General features: G+C 63.6%; 19 protein-coding genes. All 19 read right to left on the reverse strand.

From position 1 onward, the window contains the following. Positions 1 to 8: 8 nt before the first annotated feature. The 19 genes from QHC78_RS09410 to QHC78_RS09495 all read right to left on the reverse strand — a co-directional run bounded on the left by QHC78_RS09410 (position 9) and on the right by QHC78_RS09495 (position 21869). Entirely contained in the window at positions 9 to 2903 is a 2895-nt protein-coding gene (locus QHC78_RS09410; RefSeq protein ID WP_319743784.1) for a DUF1156 domain-containing protein, read from the reverse strand. Then, on the reverse strand, positions 2904 to 3956 hold the full coding sequence (locus tag QHC78_RS09415; RefSeq protein ID WP_319743786.1) for a hypothetical protein: 1053 nt from the start codon (positions 3954 to 3956) through the stop codon (positions 2904 to 2906). Next, complete coding sequence (locus tag QHC78_RS09420; protein ID WP_319743788.1) at positions 3953 to 7510, reverse strand: helicase-related protein; 3558 nt, start codon at positions 7508 to 7510, stop codon at positions 3953 to 3955. Before QHC78_RS09420 ends, QHC78_RS09415 begins: the two co-directional genes overlap by 4 nt. A 7-nt stretch (positions 7511 to 7517) precedes the next feature. Further along, complete coding sequence (locus QHC78_RS09425) at positions 7518 to 8411, reverse strand: WYL domain-containing protein (protein ID WP_319744879.1); 894 nt, start codon at positions 8409 to 8411, stop codon at positions 7518 to 7520. Between the two features lie 314 nt (positions 8412 to 8725). Beyond that, a complete protein-coding gene (locus QHC78_RS09430) occupies positions 8726 to 9937 on the reverse strand; it encodes a tyrosine-type recombinase/integrase (protein ID WP_319743789.1) in 1212 nt (403 codons plus the stop codon). 194 nt (positions 9938 to 10131) lie between these two features. Then, entirely contained in the window at positions 10132 to 11223 is a 1092-nt protein-coding gene (ychF, locus tag QHC78_RS09435) for a redox-regulated ATPase YchF (protein WP_319743792.1), read from the reverse strand. Positions 11224 to 11306: 83 nt separating this feature from the next. Next, on the reverse strand, positions 11307 to 12185 hold the full coding sequence (locus tag QHC78_RS09440; RefSeq protein WP_319743794.1) for a creatininase family protein: 879 nt from the start codon (positions 12183 to 12185) through the stop codon (positions 11307 to 11309). 24 nt (positions 12186 to 12209) lie between these two features. After that, entirely contained in the window at positions 12210 to 12911 is a 702-nt protein-coding gene (locus tag QHC78_RS09445) for an ABC transporter ATP-binding protein (protein WP_319743796.1), read from the reverse strand. After that, the gene (locus QHC78_RS09450) at positions 12901 to 13644 is read right to left on the reverse strand and encodes an ABC transporter ATP-binding protein (RefSeq protein ID WP_319743798.1); all 744 of its coding nucleotides are present in this window, start codon (positions 13642 to 13644) and stop codon (positions 12901 to 12903) included. The genes QHC78_RS09445 and QHC78_RS09450 overlap by 11 nt, the downstream gene beginning before the upstream one ends. Further along, the gene (locus QHC78_RS09455; RefSeq protein WP_319743800.1) at positions 13637 to 14668 is read right to left on the reverse strand and encodes a branched-chain amino acid ABC transporter permease; all 1032 of its coding nucleotides are present in this window, start codon (positions 14666 to 14668) and stop codon (positions 13637 to 13639) included. Before QHC78_RS09455 ends, QHC78_RS09450 begins: the two co-directional genes overlap by 8 nt. Then, complete coding sequence (locus QHC78_RS09460) at positions 14665 to 15537, reverse strand: branched-chain amino acid ABC transporter permease (RefSeq protein ID WP_319743803.1); 873 nt, start codon at positions 15535 to 15537, stop codon at positions 14665 to 14667. Before QHC78_RS09460 ends, QHC78_RS09455 begins: the two co-directional genes overlap by 4 nt. Positions 15538 to 15574: 37 nt before the next feature. Further along, positions 15575 to 16756: an ABC transporter substrate-binding protein gene (locus QHC78_RS09465; protein WP_319743804.1), complete on the reverse strand. Its 1182-nt coding sequence runs from the start codon at positions 16754 to 16756 to the stop codon at positions 15575 to 15577. A gap of 148 nt (positions 16757 to 16904) precedes the next feature. Then, positions 16905 to 17585: a cysteine hydrolase family protein gene (locus tag QHC78_RS09470; protein ID WP_319743806.1), complete on the reverse strand. Its 681-nt coding sequence runs from the start codon at positions 17583 to 17585 to the stop codon at positions 16905 to 16907. Continuing rightward, positions 17585 to 18433, reverse strand: a complete 849-nt coding sequence (locus tag QHC78_RS09475) for a DODA-type extradiol aromatic ring-opening family dioxygenase (RefSeq protein ID WP_319743808.1) — start codon at positions 18431 to 18433, stop codon at positions 17585 to 17587. The genes QHC78_RS09470 and QHC78_RS09475 overlap by 1 nt, the downstream gene beginning before the upstream one ends. A 15-nt stretch (positions 18434 to 18448) precedes the next feature. Next, positions 18449 to 18754 carry a hypothetical protein gene (locus tag QHC78_RS09480; protein WP_319743810.1) on the reverse strand — a complete coding sequence of 102 codons (306 nt, stop codon included), beginning with the start codon at positions 18752 to 18754 and terminating at the stop codon, positions 18449 to 18451. A 212-nt stretch (positions 18755 to 18966) separates the two neighbouring features. Further along, entirely contained in the window at positions 18967 to 19203 is a 237-nt protein-coding gene (locus QHC78_RS21130; RefSeq protein ID WP_413816439.1) for a tripartite tricarboxylate transporter substrate-binding protein, read from the reverse strand. Further along, positions 19122 to 19961, reverse strand: a complete 840-nt coding sequence (locus tag QHC78_RS09485) for a Bug family tripartite tricarboxylate transporter substrate binding protein (RefSeq protein WP_413816440.1) — start codon at positions 19959 to 19961, stop codon at positions 19122 to 19124. The genes QHC78_RS21130 and QHC78_RS09485 overlap by 82 nt, the downstream gene beginning before the upstream one ends. Before the next feature lie 14 nt (positions 19962 to 19975). Continuing rightward, positions 19976 to 20854, reverse strand: a complete 879-nt coding sequence (locus QHC78_RS09490; protein WP_319743812.1) for an alpha/beta hydrolase — start codon at positions 20852 to 20854, stop codon at positions 19976 to 19978. 217 nt (positions 20855 to 21071) lie between these two features. Continuing rightward, a complete protein-coding gene (locus QHC78_RS09495; RefSeq protein WP_319743814.1) occupies positions 21072 to 21869 on the reverse strand; it encodes an SDR family NAD(P)-dependent oxidoreductase in 798 nt (265 codons plus the stop codon). Positions 21870 to 21896 lie beyond the last annotated feature (27 nt).

The following is a 21896-nucleotide window of genomic DNA, read 5'->3' on the forward strand; positions in this document are numbered from 1 at the left end:
TCTCCCGGTCAGATATCCAGTTGTGTTTGCGCGCCGAGCACACCGGCCTCGCTTGCCGCTTGTTCCATACCACTCCACGCTCCCACCAGTTCGTTGTAGGCGCGGGCTTCCTCGGCCCAGCCCTTGCGTTCGCACAGAGTGTAGAGGCGGTAGGCCAAAGCACGGATGGGTTCGGCGCGAGCAGGCATGCGGGCCAGCAGTGTGCCGGCAGAGGATTCGCCGTCCTGGTTCAGGGCACGGATGAGCTGGTGCAAAGATTCCCAGATGGGTGTGCGGACATCGGACTCGGGGGCCCAGTCTTTCGGCAGCTCGGCCCAGCGCAGCAGGCGCAGTTCGCCCTTGCTCGACTCGACCACGCCACTGGCTTGCAGGCCGCCCACGCTGGTGCCCTTGGCGCGGGCCAGCACATCGGCGTCGCCGTACTTGCCGGTGGCCCAGCCCTGCTGCTCGAACCAGTGCAGGCAGAACTGCGTGTCGTGGTCAAAGTCGTCTTCGGCAAGGAAGCGGTTGATCAGTTGCAGCGCAGTGCGCACACTCATCGGCGTGCCGTCGGCTTCCAGCACGGCGGCGTATTGGCTGAAGATGGCCATGCCGGGGCCGATGATGGCTTGCGACAAATCCACCGGCGCGACGGGCGAGTTGACGCCGCCGCGCGTCATGTCCAGCAGCGCCTCGGGCAGCACGGCGTTGAGTTCGCGGATGAACTCGCGACGCGAGACGGTGGGCGCATCAAAGGGGCGTTGGCGGCAGACGAGAACAATGCTGGAAGCGAGGGCGTTGGTGCCGGAGCCGATCATGCGATTGCCAAGTTCCGTTCGCGTCGGCCAGGTGCCGGTGAGCGCGAAACCAGCCTTGAGCACGGCTTCGAGGAAGGTTTCCCAGCCCGTGCTGGAAGTGCCCGCTTCGCTCTTGGTTTCGGACTGCTTGAAGGCGTAGTAGATGGTGACGGGGAAAGCAGCGTGCGCTTGCTGTGCCAGGTTGCGCAGTGCCTCGGTCATGCCGTCGAGAAAGAACTTCTCGGCTTGTTCCTTGCCGCCGTGACGGTAGGGAGTGGCAACCAATTCTTCGGCCTTGGGAACGGCGACAGTGGCGAACAGATTGGGGTAAATCTGCCGCAGTGAACGGCGCAACCAGACATAGAAAAAGTCGGACAGGTCGGCGTAGCCAATGTTGTCGTAGTACGGAGGGTCTGATGAAACGAGCTTGTTCTTGCTGGTCGTTTGCGTCTGGGCGTCTTGCTGCACGACATAGCCGCCCGCGCGAGCAGGAAAGAGTTGAACAGCCTTCACACCCCACTCAATGTTGAACATCCAGTTGCCGCTAGATTCCGAGAAGGGATTACCTTCCGCAAAGTCCCAAGTCATCGGAATAGCTTGTCGCCCAAAGGTATTCCGCAACGCTTCCATCTTCGGGCTGCTATCCCATGAGCAAATCGTTGAACCACGATCCGCAGTTCGACTGATGGCGAACGTGAGATACACCCCTACCGCCTGCGCATACGCCGTCGCGCCAGCGCCTCCCGCATCAAGACCTGCATCGTCATCGGGCAGGCCAGCGGCGATAGCATCGGCCTTGACCTTGGCGATGGCTTCGCCCACCAGATCGGAGAAGGTGGTCAGCGCCACCAGTTGGCGCGGGGTGAAGAGGTCGCCGTATTTCGTCAGGCCGTAGCTGATCGTCCAAAAGTTGCGCGGGTCATCCGGCAGCGCCGTTTCGGGCTTCCATTCGGGTCGCGCCTGCCGCGCAATGGCTTCGTGTTCGGCGGCCGGAGCGAGATAGACGCGGCCACGCGCACCTTCGGCGACGATGGCCATGAGCTTCGCTCCCATTCGCCCGGCAACACCTTCCGCCTTGATGTAGTCCGGTTCGATGGGCGAATCCGACACCAAGCAGCGAAAGTTCGCGCCACGCGCCAGCTTCGTTCCGTTCTTCGCTGCTTCCGGCGGCGTTCCCGCCTTCACTGTGAAGCGGTAGTGGTCGCCTTCGACCACGGGCTGCACATAGCTTTCCTTGCCTACCTTGCTGCTGAGGATGAAGGTGGACGCCAGCGGCACGTCCACATGGCTGAACGCAGGATTCGGGCTTTTCACCGTGCGTGCCCACAACCATGCGATGACCGTGAGCTTCTGGCCCAACAATGGCTTGAGGTCAGGCCGCTCCTTCACGATTTCGGCGGTGATCTCGACCTGCGGATACAGATGGCCGATACGTTTCTCCGCCTCTGCGCGCATCCATGCGCCGTAGCGGCGCACATCTTCAGCCAGCCCCTTCGCGCCGCTCCAGTCCTCGCTCAGCTTGCCCTGCTTGTCACCCAGCACGCGTGGCCCGACCGGTTCGCGACCGGCGAAGCGCGGCGGGATTTCGATCATGGCCTTGTTGATCGTGACGGCCACGGGGTTGAGATCGCTGGCGTAGCTTTCCAGTCCCAGGCGCTGCGCTTCCAGCGGCAGCGCGCCGCCGCCCGCAAAGGGGTCGTGAAAGGCGGGCAGCTTGTCGGGGTTGAACAGTTCGGCGGCCTGCGGGTGGCTCTTGTTCAGCTCGCAGACCTCACGCCACGAGCGGCGGATTTCAGCGCGGGCGCGCTCCAGGACTTCCTCGTTGTTGGTGTTCTCCCACTGCACCAGGTCTTCGATGATCTTGAACAGCCGCTCGCGCTCGGCCTGCGCCTTTTCTTTGTTGACGCCGTAGCGGAACCCGCCGCCCTGCTGGTAGCCGGGGTCGTTGACCATCTGCGCGAAGATGACCGCCCGCGCCGCCGCCAGCGGACGCCGCGCCCACCACAGGTGCAGCGTGCTGGGGTGGCCGTGGCGGATGGACTTCTCGCGTGCGGCGGCCTTGTTGATGGCATCGAGCGGCAGGGCGACTTCGATCAGCTTTTTCGGTGTTTTGATGTTGTTGTTCATTTAGTCGTCCTTCTCCCAGCCGACCTTGCCATCACATTGGCTACAGCCGACCGAGTAACTGTGTTCCATATCGCCGGTGTTGTATTCGTTGCACCACTGGCACTGCTCGATGCCGTCCGAGATGTCGAAGCAGTTCGCGCAGAAGTAGCGGTCGCCGCGCCTGACTACCGTGTGGTAGCCCTCGCAATTGCCGCAGTTGGCAGGCTCCCAGCGGTCGTCGCCGTCCTTGATGCCGATGTGCGCGACAGCATGATCCGTCAGCGAGTCCGCCACATGCTCTGGCTCGATGCCTTCCCCGCAGTGCTCGCACGTCGCATAGCCCTCGTTCGCAATGGCGATCAGTTCGCCGCAGTGCGGGCAATCGAGTTCGACCTGCGTTTCGACGTGATCGCACACCAGACAGCGCAGCGACGCGATCTGGTCGTCAAGGGCATCCGGTATGGCGGCCTTGAAGCCGCAGGCGCTGCATGCTTTCGGCTTGCCGCCCGCATTGCGCACGGCGTCCAGTTCCGGGGCGAGCGCCTTGAACTTGGCGGCCAAGTATTGCCGGTGGCCCTTCATCGCCCGATCCGCGTGGGCGATTTCGCCGCTGAAGTCGTGGAAGTAGCCGTTCCATCGATTCAACAAGCGGTGCAAATGAAACCACGAGCGGCAGTGCTCGGCGACGATCTGCGTCTTGGCCTTTTCGTTGTTCTCCAGCCCGTTGTGGAAGAAGTGAACCATCTTGTTGCGATGGTTCGCCAGCGCGCGGAAGCTGCCGTAGGCTTCGTCGCCGATGTCCTCGCCCGCGACATCACGAATCCGCGCCCTGGCATCTTCCAGCGTGACCGAGGCGAAGTCACCGGCCATGAACTTGGCGAGGTTAGCCTGATCGGGCTTGGAGACGATCAGCGACCAGTGCTCCTTCATCAGCCGTGCCTTGAGCAGCATCTCAACCGCCGCGCAGAAATGGATGACGGAATACTTGGGGGACTTGTCGAACTCCCCGATGCCGCGTTCCAAAAAGTCGAAGGCGTTACGGGTCAGCGAGTCGAAGATGTCGTGCTGATTCATTCGACACACTCCGCTTTAGCCAACAACTGATCCAAATCCAGGTTGATGCTGGTCACCGCCCAATCGGGTTCCTGGGTAAAAGGATTCCTCACGTAGAACGGCCCTTCGTGTTGGTCACCATCCACCAGCACGATGGCCAGGATGAACTTGTCGGCCTGGTTGAGTCCGTAGAGGATTTCGTTGCGAGTCACCGTGATCGTGGTCTGGCCCTTGGCACGGCCCTTGACCTCGATGTGGCGTGAAGGCGGCAGCAGGCCGCCCTGCGCTTTGGGCAGGCTGGTGATGTCCCAGCCGCATTTTTCCGCCGACACGTCGATGACTTCATGTCCCAGCGCTCGTTCGGCGCTCATCACCGCCTGCATCGCCACTTGCTCAACACGGGCCCGGGCGGCTGCGTCGGCAGTCCAGCCCGGCTGGCCCTTGCGCTGCAACAGCAGGCCTGCGGGGATAACAAGTGCGCCGCCAAGGATGACCGGTGTGGCGGAGATGACATGGCGCATGGCCAGTAGTTCCTTCTCGCGTGATTCACGGCGGGCGGTCAGATCGTCGATGGTGCGGCGGACGTTCTCCAGCGTGAGACGCACATCCTTGCCGGCAGCGATATCGTCTTGCAGCTTGATGTAGCGATCGGACCAGAAGTTGATTTCCCGGACCAAGCGCTCGTGGACGGCTGCCAGCGTCTTGTCCACAGTCCTCTCACGACGGGCACGAACCTCATCGAAGTGTTCGGGAACCAGATGGGTGGAGGCGTGAGCAAGCGCGGCTTGTTCCAGATCCTTGGCGATCCAGGGAGCGGCCAGTACATCTTCGATCAGGACCCTGTCGGCCGAGGCCAGTGGCTCCAGATCCAGGTGAGGTGCCCAGCCTGCATTGATGGCGTTACCCGATGCGTCGATTTCGACGAACTGCATGCGGCGCGACGCCACATGCGTCGAAGAATGTGCTTCGCTGTGCTGACCGCTGGGCGCGGCGCCTTCCTTGACCGAGTGGTCAATGATGAACATGACCTTTGGCGTCAACCCCATATCGCTGGGATCTACCAGCACGGCGCCTTGCTTGAGCTTGGCGCGATGGGCTTCCAGTATCAGGTCGGTCACCGACTGCATCAGTGGATGCCCGGGGTGCAGCAGGCTGGCCATGGGTGCACCGACACGCTCGGTCAAGCGCACGTATTGTTTTTCGAAGCAAACACGCTCATAGCGGCGCAGCACCGGGTTGGCGTTGCGCCTGTCGCGGCCACTGATCTGGCGGTCGCGTTCGCGGATGATGGCAGGGACGTTGGTGATCTCGTAGCGACCCGGCTCTCGTTGGCGCAGTTCCCCGCCCAACTGCTGGAAGGCCTGGCCGAAGAAGGAGCGGATGAAGAAGGGCTGCAACTTGCGCGCTTCGGCCTTCTCCATTTCTTCCTTGACGGCGAACAGGCGCTTCTCGTCCATCACTTCTTCGCACAGCGCGTTGCGCTTGATGATGGTTTCCAGATGCTGGGTGTCCAGGGCACCTTCCACCCGGCGCAAGAGCCGGGCACGAACCTCAGGGTCGGAGCCGTAGCGGATGGCTTCGATCAGCAGATCTTTGAGACTGCGATCCTCGAACACCTCACCCAGGATGTCGAACACACGGCCACCGAGAGCCGCGCGCTCGATCTCCAGCTTCTCGAACAGCCGCTGGAAGACATCGCCCTCGCGGGTTTCGGCCGCCACCATGTTCCACAAATGGCAGACTTCAGTCTGGCCGATGCGGTGGATGCGGCCAAAGCGCTGTTCCAGGCGGTTCGGGTTCCAAGGCAGGTCGTAGTTGACCATCAGGTTAGCGTTCTGCAGGTTCACGCCTTCGCCAGCCGCATCGGTAGCGATGAGCACCCGCGAGGCGGGATCGTTGCGGAACAGCTCCTGCACTTTGCGACGTTCTTCGCGCTTGACGCCACCGTGGATCATTACCACGGCTTCCTCACTTCCGATCAGGCCACGGATCTTGGTCGCCAGATAGTTCAGCGTGTCGCGGTGCTCGGTGAAGATGATCAGCTTGCGCTGCCGGCCTTCGGCGTCATGCATTTCCGGTGTGTCCTGCAGCAGGCGCGAGAGTTCGTCCCACTTCCGATCCTGGCCTGAATGCACGACCTGACGGGCCTGTTCTTCCAGCCCTTCGAGAATGATGATTTCGGCTTCGAGCTCCTGGATCGTCTGGGCGGCCGTGGCCTGGTCCACCACGGCTTCCTCGAAGTTCTCGTAGTCTTCAGGCAGGAGTGCGTCTGCCGACTCCCAGATGTCTTCCGGCGCGCCATTCGTGCCCGTACTGAGTAGGGTTTCGGCCAGGATCTGGCCGCACTGACGCAGTTTTTCGTCCTCGACACGGCGCTTGAGCTTGTTGCGGCGGCGTTTGAGCGACTGATAAATGGCCTCGGGGCTGGATGCCAGCCGACGTTGCAAGGCTGTCAGCGCGAAACCGACGGTGCCTTTGCGTCCGCCATCGGCCAGTTGATCGGCCTTGGCGAACTCAGTCTTCACATAATCGGTCACCGCTGCATACAGGGCGGCTTCGAGATCGGAGAGCTTGTAGTTGACTGTGTAGGCCCGGCGTTCGGGGAAGAGCCGCGTACCGTCGAAACGGAGCATGTCCTCCTTGACCATGCGACGCATCAGGTCGGTGACATCGACTTTGTGCGTGCCATCGCGGAACTTTCCATAGAAGCGATCTGCATCGAGCAGCGACATGAAGAGCTGGAAGTCCTCCTCCTTGCCGTTGTGCGGCGTCGCTGTCATCAGCAGAAAGTGGCGGGTGATCGAGCCCAGCAATTCGCCGAGCAGGAAACGCTTGGTCTTGTTGACCTTGTTGCCAAAGTAGCTGGCCGACAGCTTGTGTGCTTCATCGACGACCACCAGATCCCAGTGGGAAAGGCGGAGCTTTTCCTGGAGGTCTTCATTGCGGGAAAGCTGATCGACACGGGCCACCATCAGGTCGATGTCGTCGAAGGGATTGCCGCTGCGGGATTGCTCGACCTGCTCCCGCGAGAACAGCGTGAAAGACAGACCGAACTTCTCGAACATTTCGTCCTGCCATTGTTCGACCAAGCTGCCGGGAGCAACGATCAGTACACGCTTGGCGTCTGCACGCATCAGCAGCTCTCGGATGAACAGCCCCGCCATGATGGTTTTGCCCGCACCCGGGTCATCGGCCAGAACGTAACGCAACGGTTGGCGCGGCAACATCGACTCATACACCGCCGTGATCTGGTGTGGCAGCGGTTCCACATTGGACGTGTGCACAGCCATCATCGGATCGAACAGATGGGCCAGGTTGATCCGGTAGGCCTCTGCGGCAAGTTTGAACGCTTCGCCTGACGCATCGAAGGCCCACGGCCGGCCTGCTTCGGCAAGCGAAAGGTTGGCCTCGTCGGTACGGAACAGCATTCGTTCAAGGAGCTTGCCGTCGGCCGTCTTGTAGTAGACGGTGAGCGCGTTGTCACCAACCGGCTCGGTCGTGACGATGCGAACCACCTGGCCGGGCTCTACCCCCGAAATGGCCGCATTCTTCTGGATCTGTTCGAGCTTCAGCATGATGCGATCATTCCTTGCCAGAGGCGTTGTAACCCGGTGCCAAGATCAAGTTGGCCACGCCGTAGAGCGCCTGGCGATTACGCAGCCATAGGTGGTGCTCGCCGCCCTTGAGGCTATGGTCTTCAGTGCAGTCCACATTCCAGTGGCGTAACAAATAGCCCGCCATTGCCGCACGCACACGCACGTTGATCACGCCGCCCTCCATGCCGTACTCGGCTTCGATGGTGTCGGGGTGCTGCACGTTGGCTGGGTGCGGTACGAGTTCAAGCTCGGTGATGCGGGCCCACTGAATGTCTTGCTCGGATTTCTCATGTGAAGCCACAGGGCCGGGAAGGATGCGAGCATCCTCAAGTCGCCCCAGCACGAAATCGCGAAACTCGCCGCTGCGCCGATCAAAACCACGTACATGCCAGCGCAGGCCGTTGTCGGCCAGGGCGAACGGCACGATTTCACGTGTCGTCCGCCCGCTGGACAGCGCTCGGTAGGAAATTTCGACAGCGCCACCTTGATGAATGGCGCGGGTCAGAACCGAAAGCAACTCAAGATTGATTCTTCCAGGCAGGTTGACGCCTTCCCATGACACGATGCTCTTCCATTGAAGGGGCTCCCCATCTCCATAGCTTTCGGTTAGCCAGGTCAGCACCCGCCCTGCGGGAAAGTCGAACAACGGTCGGAACCAAGTGCTACGGACATAGACCTTGCTTCGCGTGTCGTACTCCAAGTTGCCAGCAGCAAGCTCTTTGTACTGCGCAAGATCCCTGGTTGCAGCCGCCATCTGGATGCCAAATCGCGCCATCAAGTCCTGCCGCCGAATCTCACCTACGAATCGCAGCCGCAGATCGACGAACGCGAGACGGTCGCGTTGCGCTTGGGTGAGTGACAGGAGAGATTCGCTGGACATGTACGGATCGACGCGCAAATAGATGAACGACGCGCAATTATCGTCCCTATCGGGCCTCAATACAATCAAAATGAATCTCTTCATAGAATCATTTTGATGATAACTGACAGATATCCGGGGATAGCAGGGCCACGTGGGTATGAATGCTTCGCTCGAAACGCACACGCAGCTTTGTTAGCCGTTCTAAAGCCGCGCCGTGTCAGATGGACACCAAAAAGGGCACAAGGGAACGGCACTCAAGGGACAACGGCCGTATCCAGAAAAGGAAAAGGCCGCTCTGTCCATTCGTTCTGCAACACCCGGCCAAATCGTCCCTATGCTATGCCGCTGCCCTCCGCAGCACTCAGATAGTCCGCCCAGTCCTGCAACAGCGTCCTTCTCTGATCCAGCAGCAACGCCTTGTTGTACGTCGCCCGCACCTTGTTGCTTTCCACGTGGGCAAGCTGCCGCTCAATCGCATCAGGACGGTACCCATTCTCGTTGGCCCAGGTCGAAAAGGTCGTCCGCCAGCAATGCGGCGTTGTGCCCCGGCCCAGGTTCATGTCGCGCATGGCGTAGGTCAGCCGATTGGGCGTAGTGAAGCCCTTGCCGCTCCGGTGTGGGAACAGATAGCGGCCGCCGCCCGTGATGCACTGCAAATCCTTCAGCACGGCAATGGCCTGCACCGACAACGGGCTGACATGGTCACGCCGCGCTTTCATCTTCGCCGCAGGCCGACGCCATAGTGCATCCTCAAAGTCGAACTCGTCCCACTCGGCATCCGCCGCCTCCCCTGGACGGCATGCGGTCAGCGCAATCAGCCGCAGGCACAACGAGGTTTCCGGATAGCCCCGGTAGCCGCGCAACTCCTGACAGAACTTCTGGATTTGCTCTCGCGTCATCGCCGCCTTGCTCTCGCTGAACGGCACGCGCAGCAGCCCGCGAAGACTGGGAATTGGATTGGCCTCTACCAGGCCACGCACCACCGCAAACTCGAAGATCGCCGAAAGATCACCTTTGACGTGAATGGCCGCCCATGCGCCATGGGCCTTGCACTCTTCCAACAGCGGACGAATCTGCTTCACGCCGATATCGCTCATCGGCATCCCGTCAAACTTCGGCGACAGGTACTTCCTGATGCGGGACTCTTTCGTGCGGTAGGAGCTGAGCGCAAAGACTGGCTTGATCTCGGCCAAGTACGCCTGTGCCACCTTGGCGAACGAGCTTTCCTTTGCGCGCTTGCGTTCCTCCAGCGCTTCAAGGTTGCGCTGCTTGACCTGCTGCCGCTCATGGGCAGGATGAATGCCTTGCTTGACCAAGGCGCGTGCCTTCTCACGGGCCGCACGCGCCTCTGCAAGGCTTACTTGAGGAAAGCCGCCAATGGCAAAGAGGTTCTCCTTGCCTTGCAGGCGGTACTTCCACCGCCAGAGCTTGCCGCCGGTAGGCTTGACCAGCAGGAACAAGCCCCCGCCGTCTGAAAGTTTCCAATCTCGATCAGTTGATTTGGCCGACCTGATCTTGGCGTCGGTGAGTAGATTCTCGGGCATCGTTGGACTCCACTGCGGGGAAAAGTACCCCCACGGTTGAACACGAGTACCCCCAACGCTACCCCCGAATTTTTCAGACCTCGATGAACAATAGGAACGCTCAGCAGACCGTATTGTTAGGCAAGCCATTGATTTCAAAAGGCCTGCTCATTCCATCGTGCGCTATTGAGCGCTCCTGAGTTCAGAAAAAATCGTCAGACGTTGAACAAGAAGTTCATCACATCGCCATCCTTGACGATGTAATCCTTCCCTTCGGCACGCATCTTCCCCGCTTCCTTCGCACCGGCCTCGCCCTTGTACTGGATGAAGTCCTCGTAGGAAATGGTCTGCGCGCGAATGAAACCGCGCTCGAAATCGGTGTGGATCACGCCCGCGGCCTGCGGCGCGGTGGCGCCGATGGGAACGGTCCAGGCGCGGACTTCCTTCACCCCCGCGGTGAAATAGGTCTGCAGGCCCAGCAGCTTGAAGCCGGCGCGGATCAGGCGGTTCAGGCCGGGCTCTTCCATGCCCATGTCGGCCAGGAACACCGCACGGTCCTCGTCGTCCATTTCGCCCAGCTCGGCTTCGATGGCGGCGCAGATGGCCACGGTGGGGGCATTCTGCCGGTTCGCGTAGTCGACCAGCTTGTCCAGCAGCGGGTTGTCGGTAAAGCCGTCTTCCTTGACGTTGCCCACGTACATGGCGGGCTTGGCGGTGATGAAGCACAGCGGCTTGATCAGCGCCTTTTCATCGGTCGACAAGTCCATGCCGCGAATGGGCTTGGCCTCGTTGAGCTGCGCGACGCATTTTTCCAGCACGGCCACCAGCTTGGCGGCGTCCTTGTCGCCGGCGCGGGCAGTCTTGGTGTGGCGCTGCAGGGCCTTTTCCGCGGTCTGCAGGTCGGCCAGCGCCAGTTCGGTCTCGATGACCTCGATGTCGGCAATGGGATCGACCTTGCCGGCCACGTGGACCACGTTGGGGTCCTCGAAGCAGCGCACCACATTGACGATGGCGTCGGTTTCGCGGATGTGGGCCAGGAACTGGTTGCCCAGGCCTTCACCGGTGCTGGCGCCCGCCACCAGGCCGGCGATGTCGACGAATTCGACGGTGGCCGGCACGACCCGCTCGGGCTTGACGATCTCGGCCAGGGCCTGCAGCCGCGGGTCGGGGACCTCGACCACGCCCACGTTGGGTTCGATCGTGCAGAACGGGTAGTTTTCAGCGGCGATGCCGGCTTTGGTCAACGCGTTGAAAAGGGTGGACTTGCCGACGTTGGGCAGGCCCACGATGCCGCACTGGAGGGCCATGGGGGTGTTCCTTGGAAATCGTGATCAATGTCGGGCCGGACCGGCCAGCCCGACATTGTAGCCTCCGCCGGCCCTGCGGGGAGTCAGCTGCGCTGCAGGCGCGCCAGGATGGCCTCCACGGCGTTCCGGGCCGATTCCCGCAGCAGTTCCCGGCCCTGTTCGGCCGAGGCGTCGGCGGGCGCGCCGAAATAGCCCATGGGGGTTTTGCGGCGCGCATGCTCGAAGCCTTTGCGCCACTCGGCCAGGTCGTCGGGACCGTAGTTGGTGGGCGCCAGGCCGCGCCGCGCTTCTTCATGCACGAGGCTGGGCGTGACTTCCATCATGATGGAGGTTTCCCATTCGCCGGCATGCACATCGAGGAAGCGCGAGGGCGCCGCGCCCGGCAGCGAGGCCGAGGGCGACGAGCCGGCCACCTGCATGGAATCGGGCGGGGCGGCCGTGGGCCGCAGCGCCACGCGGGGATCGTCGCGCGAGAGTCCCAGGCGCTGGGCCAGCGCGTCTTCGATCACGAAGCTGATATCCATGCCGGTACGTTCGCGGCCGAGCGCGATGCCTTCGCAGATGGTCTTGTTGTGCAGGGCGTCGCCATGGCCGGAAAAACAGAACACGCGGCCAAAGCCGTCCGTCTCGAGGCTGGCGAAGACGTCGGCCATCAGCTCGCGCATCAGTTCAGGACGGACCCGGTACGACGACGGGAAGGCGCCCGACACCACGTTCACCCCCCAGTAGTAGGGCGGTACGATGAGCGCGCGCACCCCGTGTTCGGCCAGCATGTCCTTGACCATGCGCAGGCGCGCCATCGGCAGGTAGACGTCGGTGCCGGTGGGCAGGTGCGGACCGTGTTGTTCGATCACGCCGAAGGCCCAGAGCAGGATGGCGCCCTCGCGGGCCGCGGCCTCGATCTCGAACCAGGTCATTTCGGCCACGGTACCGGCCAGGATATTCGTTCCAATGTCGCTCATGCGTTTCCCCTTGCGGTTGCGGGTTCAGGTCACGTCCACGCCCAGGTAGCGGTCCAGCGTTTCCTGGTCGGCCTGGAGCCGGCTGCTGTCGGCGGTGTGTACGGCGCGCCCCTGCTCCAGGATCAGCGCGCGCCGGCTCATGGACAGCGCAATGACGGGATGCTGTTCGACCACGATCAGCGACATGCCGGTGCTGCGCACCAGTGCATCGATGGAACGCGCCAGTTCGTCGACGATGATGGGCGCCAGCCCTTCCATCGGCTCGTCCAGCAGCAGCAGGCGTGGATTGGTCATCAGGGCGCGGCCGATCGCGAGCATCTGCTGTTCGCCGCCGGACAACTGGCTGCCCAGGTTCCCGGCACGCTCGCCCAGGCGCGGAAACAGCTCGAATACCCGCTCGAGGGTCCACGGCCCGCGCTGTTGCACCACGGTCAGATTGTCCGTGACGGTCAGCGATCGAAACACCTCGCGCTCCTGCGGCACCCAGCCCAGGCCCAGGCGAGCGCGGCGGGTGGGCGAGAGCCCGGCGATGGACTGGCCGGCGAAGCGGATCGTGCCGCCGTGCAGCGTGGTCAGTCCCATCAGGGTTTCGAGCAAGGTGGTCTTGCCGGCCCCATTGCGGCCCAGCACCGCCAGGCCCTCGCCTTCGGGCAGGGCGAACGAGATATTGTGCAGGGCGAGCGCCGGGCCGTGTCCGGCCGTCAACGATTCGACTTCAAGCAGCATGGCGGCTCCCCAGGTAGACTTCGCGCACCTTGGGATCGGCGGCGATCTCGGCGGGCGTGCCTTCGGTAAGCACCGCGCCCGCCACCAGCACCGATATACGCTGGGCGAAACGGAACACCAGGCGCATGTCGTGCTCGATCAGCAAGATCGCCAAGTCGCCCGGCAGGCGGTCGATCAGGTCGAACAGCCGCTGGCTGGCGTCGGTCGAGACGCCCGCCGCCGGCTCGTCCAGCAGCAGCACCTTGGGCTTGCAGGCCAGCGCCAACGCGACTTCGAGCAGCCGCTGCAGGCCATAGGGCAGCAGGTCGGTGCGCTCGTGCAGGTAGTTGCCCAGGCCCACGTCGTGCAGCAGCGCCCCGGCTTCCTCGACATGCTTGCGGCCGGCGGCGGCAAATCCCCACATCCGCATCGCATCGCCTTCCCGCTGCGCGATGGCCAGCGCGACGGATTGCAGCGGCGTGTATTCCATGAACAGCGAGTTGATCTGGAATGTACGCACCAGCCCGGCCCTGACCCGCTGGTGCGGCCGCAGCGGCAGCAGGTCGGCGCCATCCAGCGTCATGGATCCGCTGTCGGGCGCCAGGTGGCCGGTCAAGAGATTGACCAGGGTGGTCTTGCCGGCGCCATTGGGGCCGATAAGCGCGTGCCGTGCGCCCGGCGCCAGCGCCAGGTCCACCGACTGGGTCGCGGCGAGCGCGCCGAAGCGCTTGCAGAGTCCGCGTACTTCAAGCATCGCTCTTCCTTTGAACCACGGGCATGGCACGGGTCTTGCGCGTGCGCAGCCACCCGCGCAGGCGGTCGGCCGCGCCCATCAGGCCGTCCGGCATGAACAGCATCACCAGGACCAGCGCCAGCCCCAGCCAGAACTGCCAATACACGGGATTGATGCCGGAGAGCGTGTCCTGCAGGATGATGAACAGCGCGGCGCCGAGCACGCCGCCATACAGATAGCCGGCCCCGCCTATCACCAGCATGGTGACGATGTCGGCGCTGCGGTGGAAGGCCAGCACGTCCAGCGCGACATATTGGGTGCTCTGGGTCATCAGCGCGCCGGCCAGGCCCGCCAGGCCCGCCGAAACGGTGTAGGCGATGGTGATGGCGCGGCGATTGTCCACGCCCAGGGACGCGGTGCGGCGAGGGTTCTGGCGCACGCCGCGCAGCGTCAGCCCATATGGGCTGCCCACCATACGCCGCACCAGCAGCAACGACAACAACAGCCAGACCGCGACATAGATGTAGGCAGTGCGGGAAGCAAAGTCGAAGCGGAACAGCCCCAGCACCGGGTCTACCGTGATGCCCTGCATGCCATCGACGCCACCGGTATATTCGGTGCCCTTGTTGGCCGCTTCATATAGCAGGAGCCCCAGGCACAGCGTCACCATCAAGCCGGCCAGGTGCGTGCCGGCCGCCACGACGCGCGTAGTCATCAGTCCCATCAACGCACCGGCCGCCAGCGCCAACAACGCGGCACTGATAGGCTCGGTCCAGCCATACTTGCCCAGCCAGCCGGCGACGTAGGCGCCCAGGCCCAGATAGGCGGCATGGCCCAGGGTGACGATGCCGGCATAGCCCATCGCCAGGTCGAGCGAAAGCGCGAACAAGGCCGCGATCAGCACCTGGGTGCCCAGGCCCAGGCGATCGGGCATCAGGAACCAGACGGCTACGACGAGCACCCACAGGCCCAGCTCGCCGGCGTGCCAGGATTTGCCGAAAGGCTCGCGCCCGCGCGGCGCGGCCAAAGGTAGACGTGAATTCATGCGGAAGCCCCCTTGGCGCCGCGAATGCCTTGCGGCCGGACCATCAGCAACAGCAGCATCAGGCCGTACATGGCAAAGGCGCCGATCTCCGGCACGTAGTATTTGCAGGCGATATCGAATACCGCCACCATCATCGAAGCGGCGAAGGTACCCATGATGGAGCCTGCGCCGCCGACCACTACCACCAGCAGCGCCAGGATCAGGTTCTTCATCGCGAAGGCAGGATCGAGGCCCAGCGCCTCGACGCCCAGCGCCCCGCCCAAGGCCGCCAGGGCCGTGCCCACGGCGAACGTGGCCATGAAGACCGCCTGGATGGGCACGCCAAGGGCGGCCGCCACGCGCTGGTTGTCCACCGCGGCGCGTATCATCGTGCCGAAGCGGGTGCGTTCAAAACCCCATTGCAGGATCACGACCAGGACCAGGCTGATCCCCAGCAGCATCAAGCGGTAGCGCGATGCGTCCAGCACGCCCAGGCTGACCCGGCCGCGCAGCGCCTCGGGAATCTGCACCATCTGCAGCGCGGGCCCGAAGAAATAGATCATGGCGGCCGAGATCATCATCATGACACCGATGGTCAACAGCACCTGCACCAGCGCATCGCGCCGGTAGATCAGGCGGAACAACGACCGCTCGAGCACCACGCCCAGCACCGTAGCGACCGCCACGGCCCCGAGCACGGCCCACCCGAAAGGCCACCCCATGCGTTCCCCGAACAGGACCGTGAAGTAGCCCCCGACCATGGCGAGCGCGGTATGCGCCAGGTTGACGAAACCCATCAGGCCCAGCGTGACCGACAGCCCTATCGCCATCAGGAAGATCAGCGCGCCATACGACAGTCCGTCGATCAGGACGCCCAAAAAAGCCGTCATGGCCGCCTCCGCGCAAGGTCTTGTCCCGCCCGCCGCGTCATTTGCCGGGATCCTTGACGTTCGGGATGGTGGCGAACTCGACGTTGTAGAGCTTGCCGTCATCGCGGCGCTCCACCCGGCGGATATAGACGTTCTGCACGACGTCGCGATTCTCGTCGAAGCTGATGGGCCCGCGCGGGCTCTGGATCTTGAGCGAGCGCAGCACCTCCACGGCCTTGTCGCCATCGATCTTTCCGTTGAGGCGGCGCGCCGTCTCGTAGATGGCGGCCATGCCGTCCCACGAGCCCACCATGTAGAAGTTGGTGCGGGCGTCAGGCCCGTAGGCCTTCTTGTAGGCATCGACGAACGCCTTGTTCTCGGGCGAATCGTGCGCCATCGAGTAGTGGTGGCTGGTGATCAGGCCCAGGGCCGCATCGCCGATGGTCTCCAGGAACACGTCGTCGGTCAGGTCGCCGGTGGTGATCAGTTTGATGCCATCCTTGGCGAGCCCTCGGTCGGCATAGGTCTTGATGAACTGCACGCCGATGTCGCCCGAGGGCACGAAGCCGAATACCGCATCCGGCTTCGCATCGCGCGCCCGCTGCAGGAAGGGACCGAACTCGGGATTGGACAGCGGCGCACGCACGCTGCCAACGATCTTGCCGCCATGCTCGGTAAAGGCCTTGACGAAGGCTTTTTCGGCATCCAGCCCGGGGCCGTAGTCCGACACGATGGTGTAGACGTTCTTGATGCCGTTCTTGGCGGCCCACTCGGCCAGCGGCGCGGTCACCTGCGGCAGCGTGAAGGACATGCGCACGATATAGGGCGAGCGCATCACGATGGAGGAGGTCGCCGCCGCGTTCATGATGATCATCGGCTTCTTGGCCTCGGTCATCACCGGGGCCGGTCCCATCGCGTTCGGCGACAGGCCGAAGCCGGCGATGAAGTCCACCTTGTCGCGCAGGATGAGTTCCTGCGCATGGCGCCGCGCGATCTCCGGATTGGGGCCGGTGGTGTCGCGATACAGTACCTCGACCTTGCGTCCGGCAACCGTGTCGCCGTTCACCTTCAGGAACAGGTCGATGGCGCTGCGCACCTGTCGGCCATAGTCGGCAAACGGACCCGACATCTCGGTGATGATGCCGATGCGCAACGGCGGTCCGCTCTGGGCCTGCGCGAGCGGGCTGAGGGCAAGGAGCGCGGCGGCCAGCACCGTGGTGTGGAAGGTTCTACGCTTCATGGTGATCTCTCTTCTCAGGCAAGGGTCAGGAGGAACGGAAGACGACACAAAACGTGGCGCAGGTCGCGCCCGCCGCACGCCAGGTCGGCGCCGCGGCAGCCCGGCCGGCAAGCCATCACCCGGTCGCCGCGGGAAACGCGCGGACCCGTCAGGCAGCCGCCGCCGGCGCGCCGGACCAGGCCGCACGCACGTCCGAGACCGCGCATACGTCGCCGAACAGGAACTGGATGTTGGTCAGGCTGCCTTCGTGCAAAGCCTGGGTGTGCGAAGCCACCGCGTCCCGCGGCACCACGCAGAAGTACCCCAGCGAATGCGCGTCGCGCACGGTGGACTCGACGCATATCTGCGTCTGGACCCCGCCGAACACCAGCGTGCGCCGGCCGAGCCGCACCAGCACGCTGGCCAGTTCAGTGCCGATGAAGCCGCTATAGGTGTGCTTGAACACCACCGGTTCGCCCGGCTGCGGCGCTACGCCAAAGGCCTCGGCGCCCCAGGTGCCGGGCTTGCAGCATTCGGTCTGGATGCCGCGCGCCTTGAGCTTGACGCGCATGGAGTCGGGCGCCAGCGCGTGCGAATAGTCGGCACATACCCAGACCACCGGCACGCCGGCAGCGCGGGCCGTCGCGACCATCTCCTGCAGCGCGGGCACGATGCCGGCGGCCGCGGTCACGTCTTTGCCCATCACCCGGTCGACATAGCCGCCAGGCGCGCAAAAATCGTTCTGCATATCGATGACCAGCAACGCGCAGTCCGAGGGCAGCAGCTTGTCGGCCAACGCGACGGGCAGCTCCGCGTCGTCGCCGCGCGGTCTTCCAGGAAGGCCGCCCATTACGAGAGATCCCAGTAGGAACCGCCCATGCCGCAGCGCATCGGCACCGAAGGCACGTAGAACACGCTCTCCGCCTGGGGACGGCCCAGTTCTGCCGCCGCGCCCATGGCCACCAGCCATGCCAGCAGCTCGCCCGCGCCCCCGTCGCCGCCGGTCAGCAGCTTCTCGAAGGTCACCTCGCGCTTGACGCGCTCGAGGTCGCCCGTGGTGAGCAAATCCATGAACCAGCGATCGAAGTCCTCGTGCACGGTGAAGTAGTCGGGACCGCCGGGATCATGCGAGAGCCCGCCGGTTCCCATCAACACCACGCGCTCGTTGCCGGGGAAGGCCTGCACGATGCGCGCGATCTGCGCGCCAACCTGGAGGCAGCGCTCCGCGGTGGGTACCGGCGGCACGATGGGGTTCATGTGAATAGGCACGAAGCGCACGTCGTACCGCGGGAAGAGGAACATCAAGGGGACCGACCAGTTGTCGTCGAACAGCAGCTGTTCGGCGAACGCGTGGTTGATGCCGGCCCGCGCCGACTCCCGCACCAGGGTGCGTCCCAACTCGCGGTGTCCTTGGATGGCATAGTCGGGCACGTTGAGCCAGTTGCGGAACCAGGGAGCCGGTCCGGACCAGTGATCGCCGATGCCCACGCAAAAGTCGGGAATGTTCTCCATCGGAAAATTGAGCAGGTGATCGTTGGCCACGCCGATCACCACGTCGGGACGCAGGGCCTCCATGCGCTCGTGGAAGGCTGCATAGCCTGCCAGCACCGCGTCCTGCTCGGACTTGGGACTTTTGTCGATCCAGCCTGTCACGCCGGGTGCATGGGCGATGCCCAGGGCCGCTACCAGTTTTGCCATGTTCGGTACTCCCGCTCAGTCCTTGCCGCCGATGCCCATCTTTTGCGCATATAGACGCGCGGCATCGCTGTCGTTATGGTTGTAGTCACCGCCCTTGAACAAGCGCGAGATCTGCGGGAGGAAGTACGGGTGCACGCCCATGGCGCCCAGCGCAGGCAAGTCCACGTCGCGCCACGCGCGCTTTTCTTCCTCGCTCAGGCCGTAGGCCTGCATGGTGCCCTCCAGATCCGCCTTGAAGGCCTCATACTTGGCTACGTCGCGCCGCAGTTCGAACACCATGCGGTTGGACGGCAGCGTCCGATCCGTATCGCGAATTCCCATAAAGCACCCCGCTGAATCGATGATTACCAAATAATCGTTTTTACAATCTATTATTTCGTAAAATCGATGTCAATGAAAAAATCGATTATTTGTAAAAGCCAGGGAAATCCCGGACCAAACAAAAACGGCGCGCCCTGAGGGCACGCCGCATGAGAACGCAAAGAAAAGAGCCGGTGCCGCAGGGGGAGTCCCTTAGCTTCCGGCGCGCCGCCTTATTCAGCCTTGATGCCGGCCTTGCGGATGGTTTCCTTCCAGACCGCCGCCTCCTGCTGGATCTGCACGGAGAAGTCCGCCGGGCTGTTGCCCACGGCATCGAGCCCCAGCTTCTCGAACTGCTGCATGATATCCCGCTTGGACACGGCCGCCTTCACGGCATCGGCCAGTTTCGCAATGATGGCCGGGTCGGTGCCGACCGGAGCGGCCAGCCCCCACCAGTTGCCGGCCACCATGGCATGCCTTGTTCGACCGTGGTTTTCACTTCGGGCAGCGCCGGCATCCGCTGCGGGGCCGCCACCGCCAGCGCCTTGAGCTTGCCGCTGGCGATATGTCCGGCCACGGTGCTGATGCCGGCCGAAGCGAAGAAGATCTGCACGTCGCCCGCCAACAGCGCCTGGACCGCCGGCGGCGAACCGCGGTAGGGCACGTGTACCAGCTCTATGCCGGCCGACTGCGCATAGAGCGCACCGATCAAATGAGGTGCCGTACCGCTGCCCGGCGTACCGTAGTTGAGCTTGCCGGGATGCTTCTTGGCATAGGCCGTCAACTCGACAAGATCGTTGACCGGCAGGCTGGCGTTGACCACCACCACGGCGGGCGCGTTGTTGATGACGCTGATAGGGACGAGGTCCCGCGTCGGGTCATAGCGCAGCGTGGCGAGGAACTGGTTGGTCACGAAGTTGTTGGTCGCGCCCAGCAGCAGGGTGTAGCCGTCGGGCGCGGCGCGCACCACATCCTCGGCGCCGATGTTGCCGGATGCCCCGCTCTTGTTGTCGATAAAGAAGTTGGCGCCCAGGCGTGCTTCCAGTTCCTGCTGGACGATGCGGAAGGTCACGTCCCCGGCATTGCCGGGTGCGTACGGCACCACGACCCGTATGGGGCGCGAGGGCCAGGTGTCGGCCCCCTGCGCGCCGGCGCTAAAGGCGCTCAGGAGCAGCAACGCGGCAAGCGCGCCGCGACGTGACGGGACAGAAACAGGATAGCGGAACATGGCGGTTTCCTTGGTTAGGTTGAACGGATGCCGTCCCCTCCGGCCAACTCCATGACGGCTCGATACAAGGCGCTCGACCGGTTGCACAGGTCGAGAATCACGTCGAAATGATGGCGGTCCTCGAAGACATGTTCGGACGCCAGCAATCCCCGCGCGCGCCAGTAGCGGGCGACCTCGCCGCTCTGCCGGCGGAATTCGTCGGTATCTCCCCGGGCCACGGCCACCACCACCGGCGTCCGGCCGCTGGGTTCGTTGCGTAGCAGCGAGAACTCGTTCACCTGGGCAGGCGTCAGGTGCAGGCGCTGATTGCGATACGACAACCGCACCGGTTCGAGATCGCCCAGGCCGCTCACCAGCACCGCGCCGGCAAAATCGTTGCCCGGCAGGCCCGCGGCCTTCCAATCGTGGATCAGGCACTGCGAGACCAGGTGGCTGCCCGAGGAGTGGCCGATCAACACGATACGACGCGGGTCGCCTCCAAAACGCGCGATATTTCGCACGATCCAGCCTATGCCTTCGCGCACGGCGGCGACCATGTCGGCAAAAGGCACTTGCGATGCGCGGGGGAATCCGAGGGCCACGTACATGCACTGGTCCTCGACGAATGCCGGGGCAGCGAACGCGCTTTCCTCCTTGCTCTGTCCCAGCCACGCGCCGCCATGGACGTAGACCACCACCGGATACGGCCCCGGCCCGGCGGGCCGGTAGATATCGAGGCGGGCATCCGGGTGCTCGCCCCAGCGCACGTCGCGCTCGGTGCACAACGGCGACGCTTCAAGACTGAGGCGCGCGCCCTCGTCCAAGGTCTCGCGGAAAGTGGGGCAATAGCGCTGGTTGTCGTACTGCCGGTCCAGTTCTTCCTGGTCGTAGTCTCCGTAAACTGCTGTTTTCATTCATGCATTCCGATACAAGATCAGCCCCAAGGTAACAAAGGGCTTTCTTTTTCGGAATTGAATTGTTTGTATAGATTGATCGGCAAATCGTATAGATCGGCGCGACCGCTTTCCGGCGGTCACGGATTGAAACGCGATCGAAATCCTCGTCGGAAAGACGCTGGGCGAAGCGATGGGTCTGCTGGATGTGGGCCGCCATGAGCTGTTCGGCACGAACTCAGATGAACGGCGCCGCGCACCCATCCATCGGGATGACCGCCCCCGACACGTAGCTGGCCAGATCGGACGCGAGAAACATCGCTACGTTGGCGATCTCGTCCGGCTCGGCCAAGCGTCCCATGGGGATGTCGGCAACCTGCTGCGCCAGGACCTGCTCGGGGCTCTGTCCGCTGGACTGCGCCGCCACGGCCAAGCCCTCTTCCACCCGGCCGGTGCGGGTCAAGCCGGGATTGATGGCGTTGAACCGCACTCCCGCCGCTGCATAGGCACGCGCATAGCCAACGGTAGCCAGCATGAGCGCCGCATTGGCCGCACCGCCGGCGATATGGAAGGAACCCGGCGACTTGCCGCCCTGGCCGATCACATTGACGATGCTGCCCCGCTTGCGGCCGGCCATGCGGCGGGCCACTGCGTCGAGTACGTGCATGTAGCTGAAATACTTTGCGTCCATGGCCTGGCGAAAGGCCGCGCCGCCCAGTTGCTCGGGTGCATAGCGCCGGGCAGCGCCCGCCGAGTTGACCAGCACCGAGAGAGGGCCGATCTCGTCCTCGACGCGCTGCACGGCCGCCAGTGCCGCGGCTTCGTCGGTCAGGTCGGTGGCGATCGCGTGCATGTCCAGGCCTTCGGCCCGCAAGGCGGCCCGGGCGGTGTCGAGATTGGCCTGGCTGCGCGATATGCCGGCCACCGTGGCGCCGGCCCGGGCAAAGGCCAGCGCGCATGCAAGGCCGATTCCCTTGCTGGCGCCGGTGATCATCACGACCGAAGCATCGAACGAAAGCACGGGCGCTCGCGTCATGGCACGTCTCCTGGATTCAAACCTTGG

Source organism: Pigmentiphaga sp. (genome assembly GCF_033795525.1).
Taxonomy (GTDB): domain Bacteria; phylum Pseudomonadota; class Gammaproteobacteria; order Burkholderiales; family Burkholderiaceae_B; genus Pigmentiphaga.

What these genes read in the sequence shown, in the direction of transcription:
- QHC78_RS09450 (WP_319743798.1), bottom strand. Translation starts at nt 13,644, where the DNA reads ATGCTTGAAGTACGCGGACTCTGCAAGCGCTTCGGCGCGCTCGCCGCG.
- QHC78_RS09415 (WP_319743786.1), bottom strand. Translation starts at nt 3,956, where the DNA reads ATGAATCAGCACGACATCTTCGACTCGCTGACCCGTAACGCCTTCGAC.
- QHC78_RS09465 (WP_319743804.1), bottom strand. Translation starts at nt 16,756, where the DNA reads ATGAAGCGTAGAACCTTCCACACCACGGTGCTGGCCGCCGCGCTCCTT.
- QHC78_RS09480 (WP_319743810.1), bottom strand. Translation starts at nt 18,754, where the DNA reads ATGGGAATTCGCGATACGGATCGGACGCTGCCGTCCAACCGCATGGTG.
- QHC78_RS09425 (WP_319744879.1), bottom strand. Translation starts at nt 8,411, where the DNA reads ATGTCCAGCGAATCTCTCCTGTCACTCACCCAAGCGCAACGCGACCGT.
- QHC78_RS09455 (WP_319743800.1), bottom strand. Translation starts at nt 14,668, where the DNA reads ATGAATTCACGTCTACCTTTGGCCGCGCCGCGCGGGCGCGAGCCTTTC.
- QHC78_RS09445 (WP_319743796.1), bottom strand. Translation starts at nt 12,911, where the DNA reads ATGCTGCTTGAAGTCGAATCGTTGACGGCCGGACACGGCCCGGCGCTC.
- QHC78_RS09490 (WP_319743812.1), bottom strand. Translation starts at nt 20,854, where the DNA reads ATGAAAACAGCAGTTTACGGAGACTACGACCAGGAAGAACTGGACCGG.
- QHC78_RS09420 (WP_319743788.1), bottom strand. Translation starts at nt 7,510, where the DNA reads ATGCTGAAGCTCGAACAGATCCAGAAGAATGCGGCCATTTCGGGGGTA.
- QHC78_RS09485 (WP_413816440.1), bottom strand. Translation starts at nt 19,961, where the DNA reads ATGTTCCGCTATCCTGTTTCTGTCCCGTCACGTCGCGGCGCGCTTGCC.
- QHC78_RS09430 (WP_319743789.1), bottom strand. Translation starts at nt 9,937, where the DNA reads ATGCCCGAGAATCTACTCACCGACGCCAAGATCAGGTCGGCCAAATCA.
- QHC78_RS09475 (WP_319743808.1), bottom strand. Translation starts at nt 18,433, where the DNA reads ATGGCAAAACTGGTAGCGGCCCTGGGCATCGCCCATGCACCCGGCGTG.
- QHC78_RS09440 (WP_319743794.1), bottom strand. Translation starts at nt 12,185, where the DNA reads ATGAGCGACATTGGAACGAATATCCTGGCCGGTACCGTGGCCGAAATG.
- QHC78_RS09470 (WP_319743806.1), bottom strand. Translation starts at nt 17,585, where the DNA reads ATGGGCGGCCTTCCTGGAAGACCGCGCGGCGACGACGCGGAGCTGCCC.
- QHC78_RS09460 (WP_319743803.1), bottom strand. Translation starts at nt 15,537, where the DNA reads ATGACGGCTTTTTTGGGCGTCCTGATCGACGGACTGTCGTATGGCGCG.
- QHC78_RS09410 (WP_319743784.1), bottom strand. Translation starts at nt 2,903, where the DNA reads ATGAACAACAACATCAAAACACCGAAAAAGCTGATCGAAGTCGCCCTG.
- QHC78_RS21130 (WP_413816439.1), bottom strand. Translation starts at nt 19,203, where the DNA reads ATGGTGGCCGGCAACTGGTGGGGGCTGGCCGCTCCGGTCGGCACCGAC.
- ychF (WP_319743792.1), bottom strand. Translation starts at nt 11,223, where the DNA reads ATGGCCCTCCAGTGCGGCATCGTGGGCCTGCCCAACGTCGGCAAGTCC.
- QHC78_RS09495 (WP_319743814.1), bottom strand. Translation starts at nt 21,869, where the DNA reads ATGACGCGAGCGCCCGTGCTTTCGTTCGATGCTTCGGTCGTGATGATC.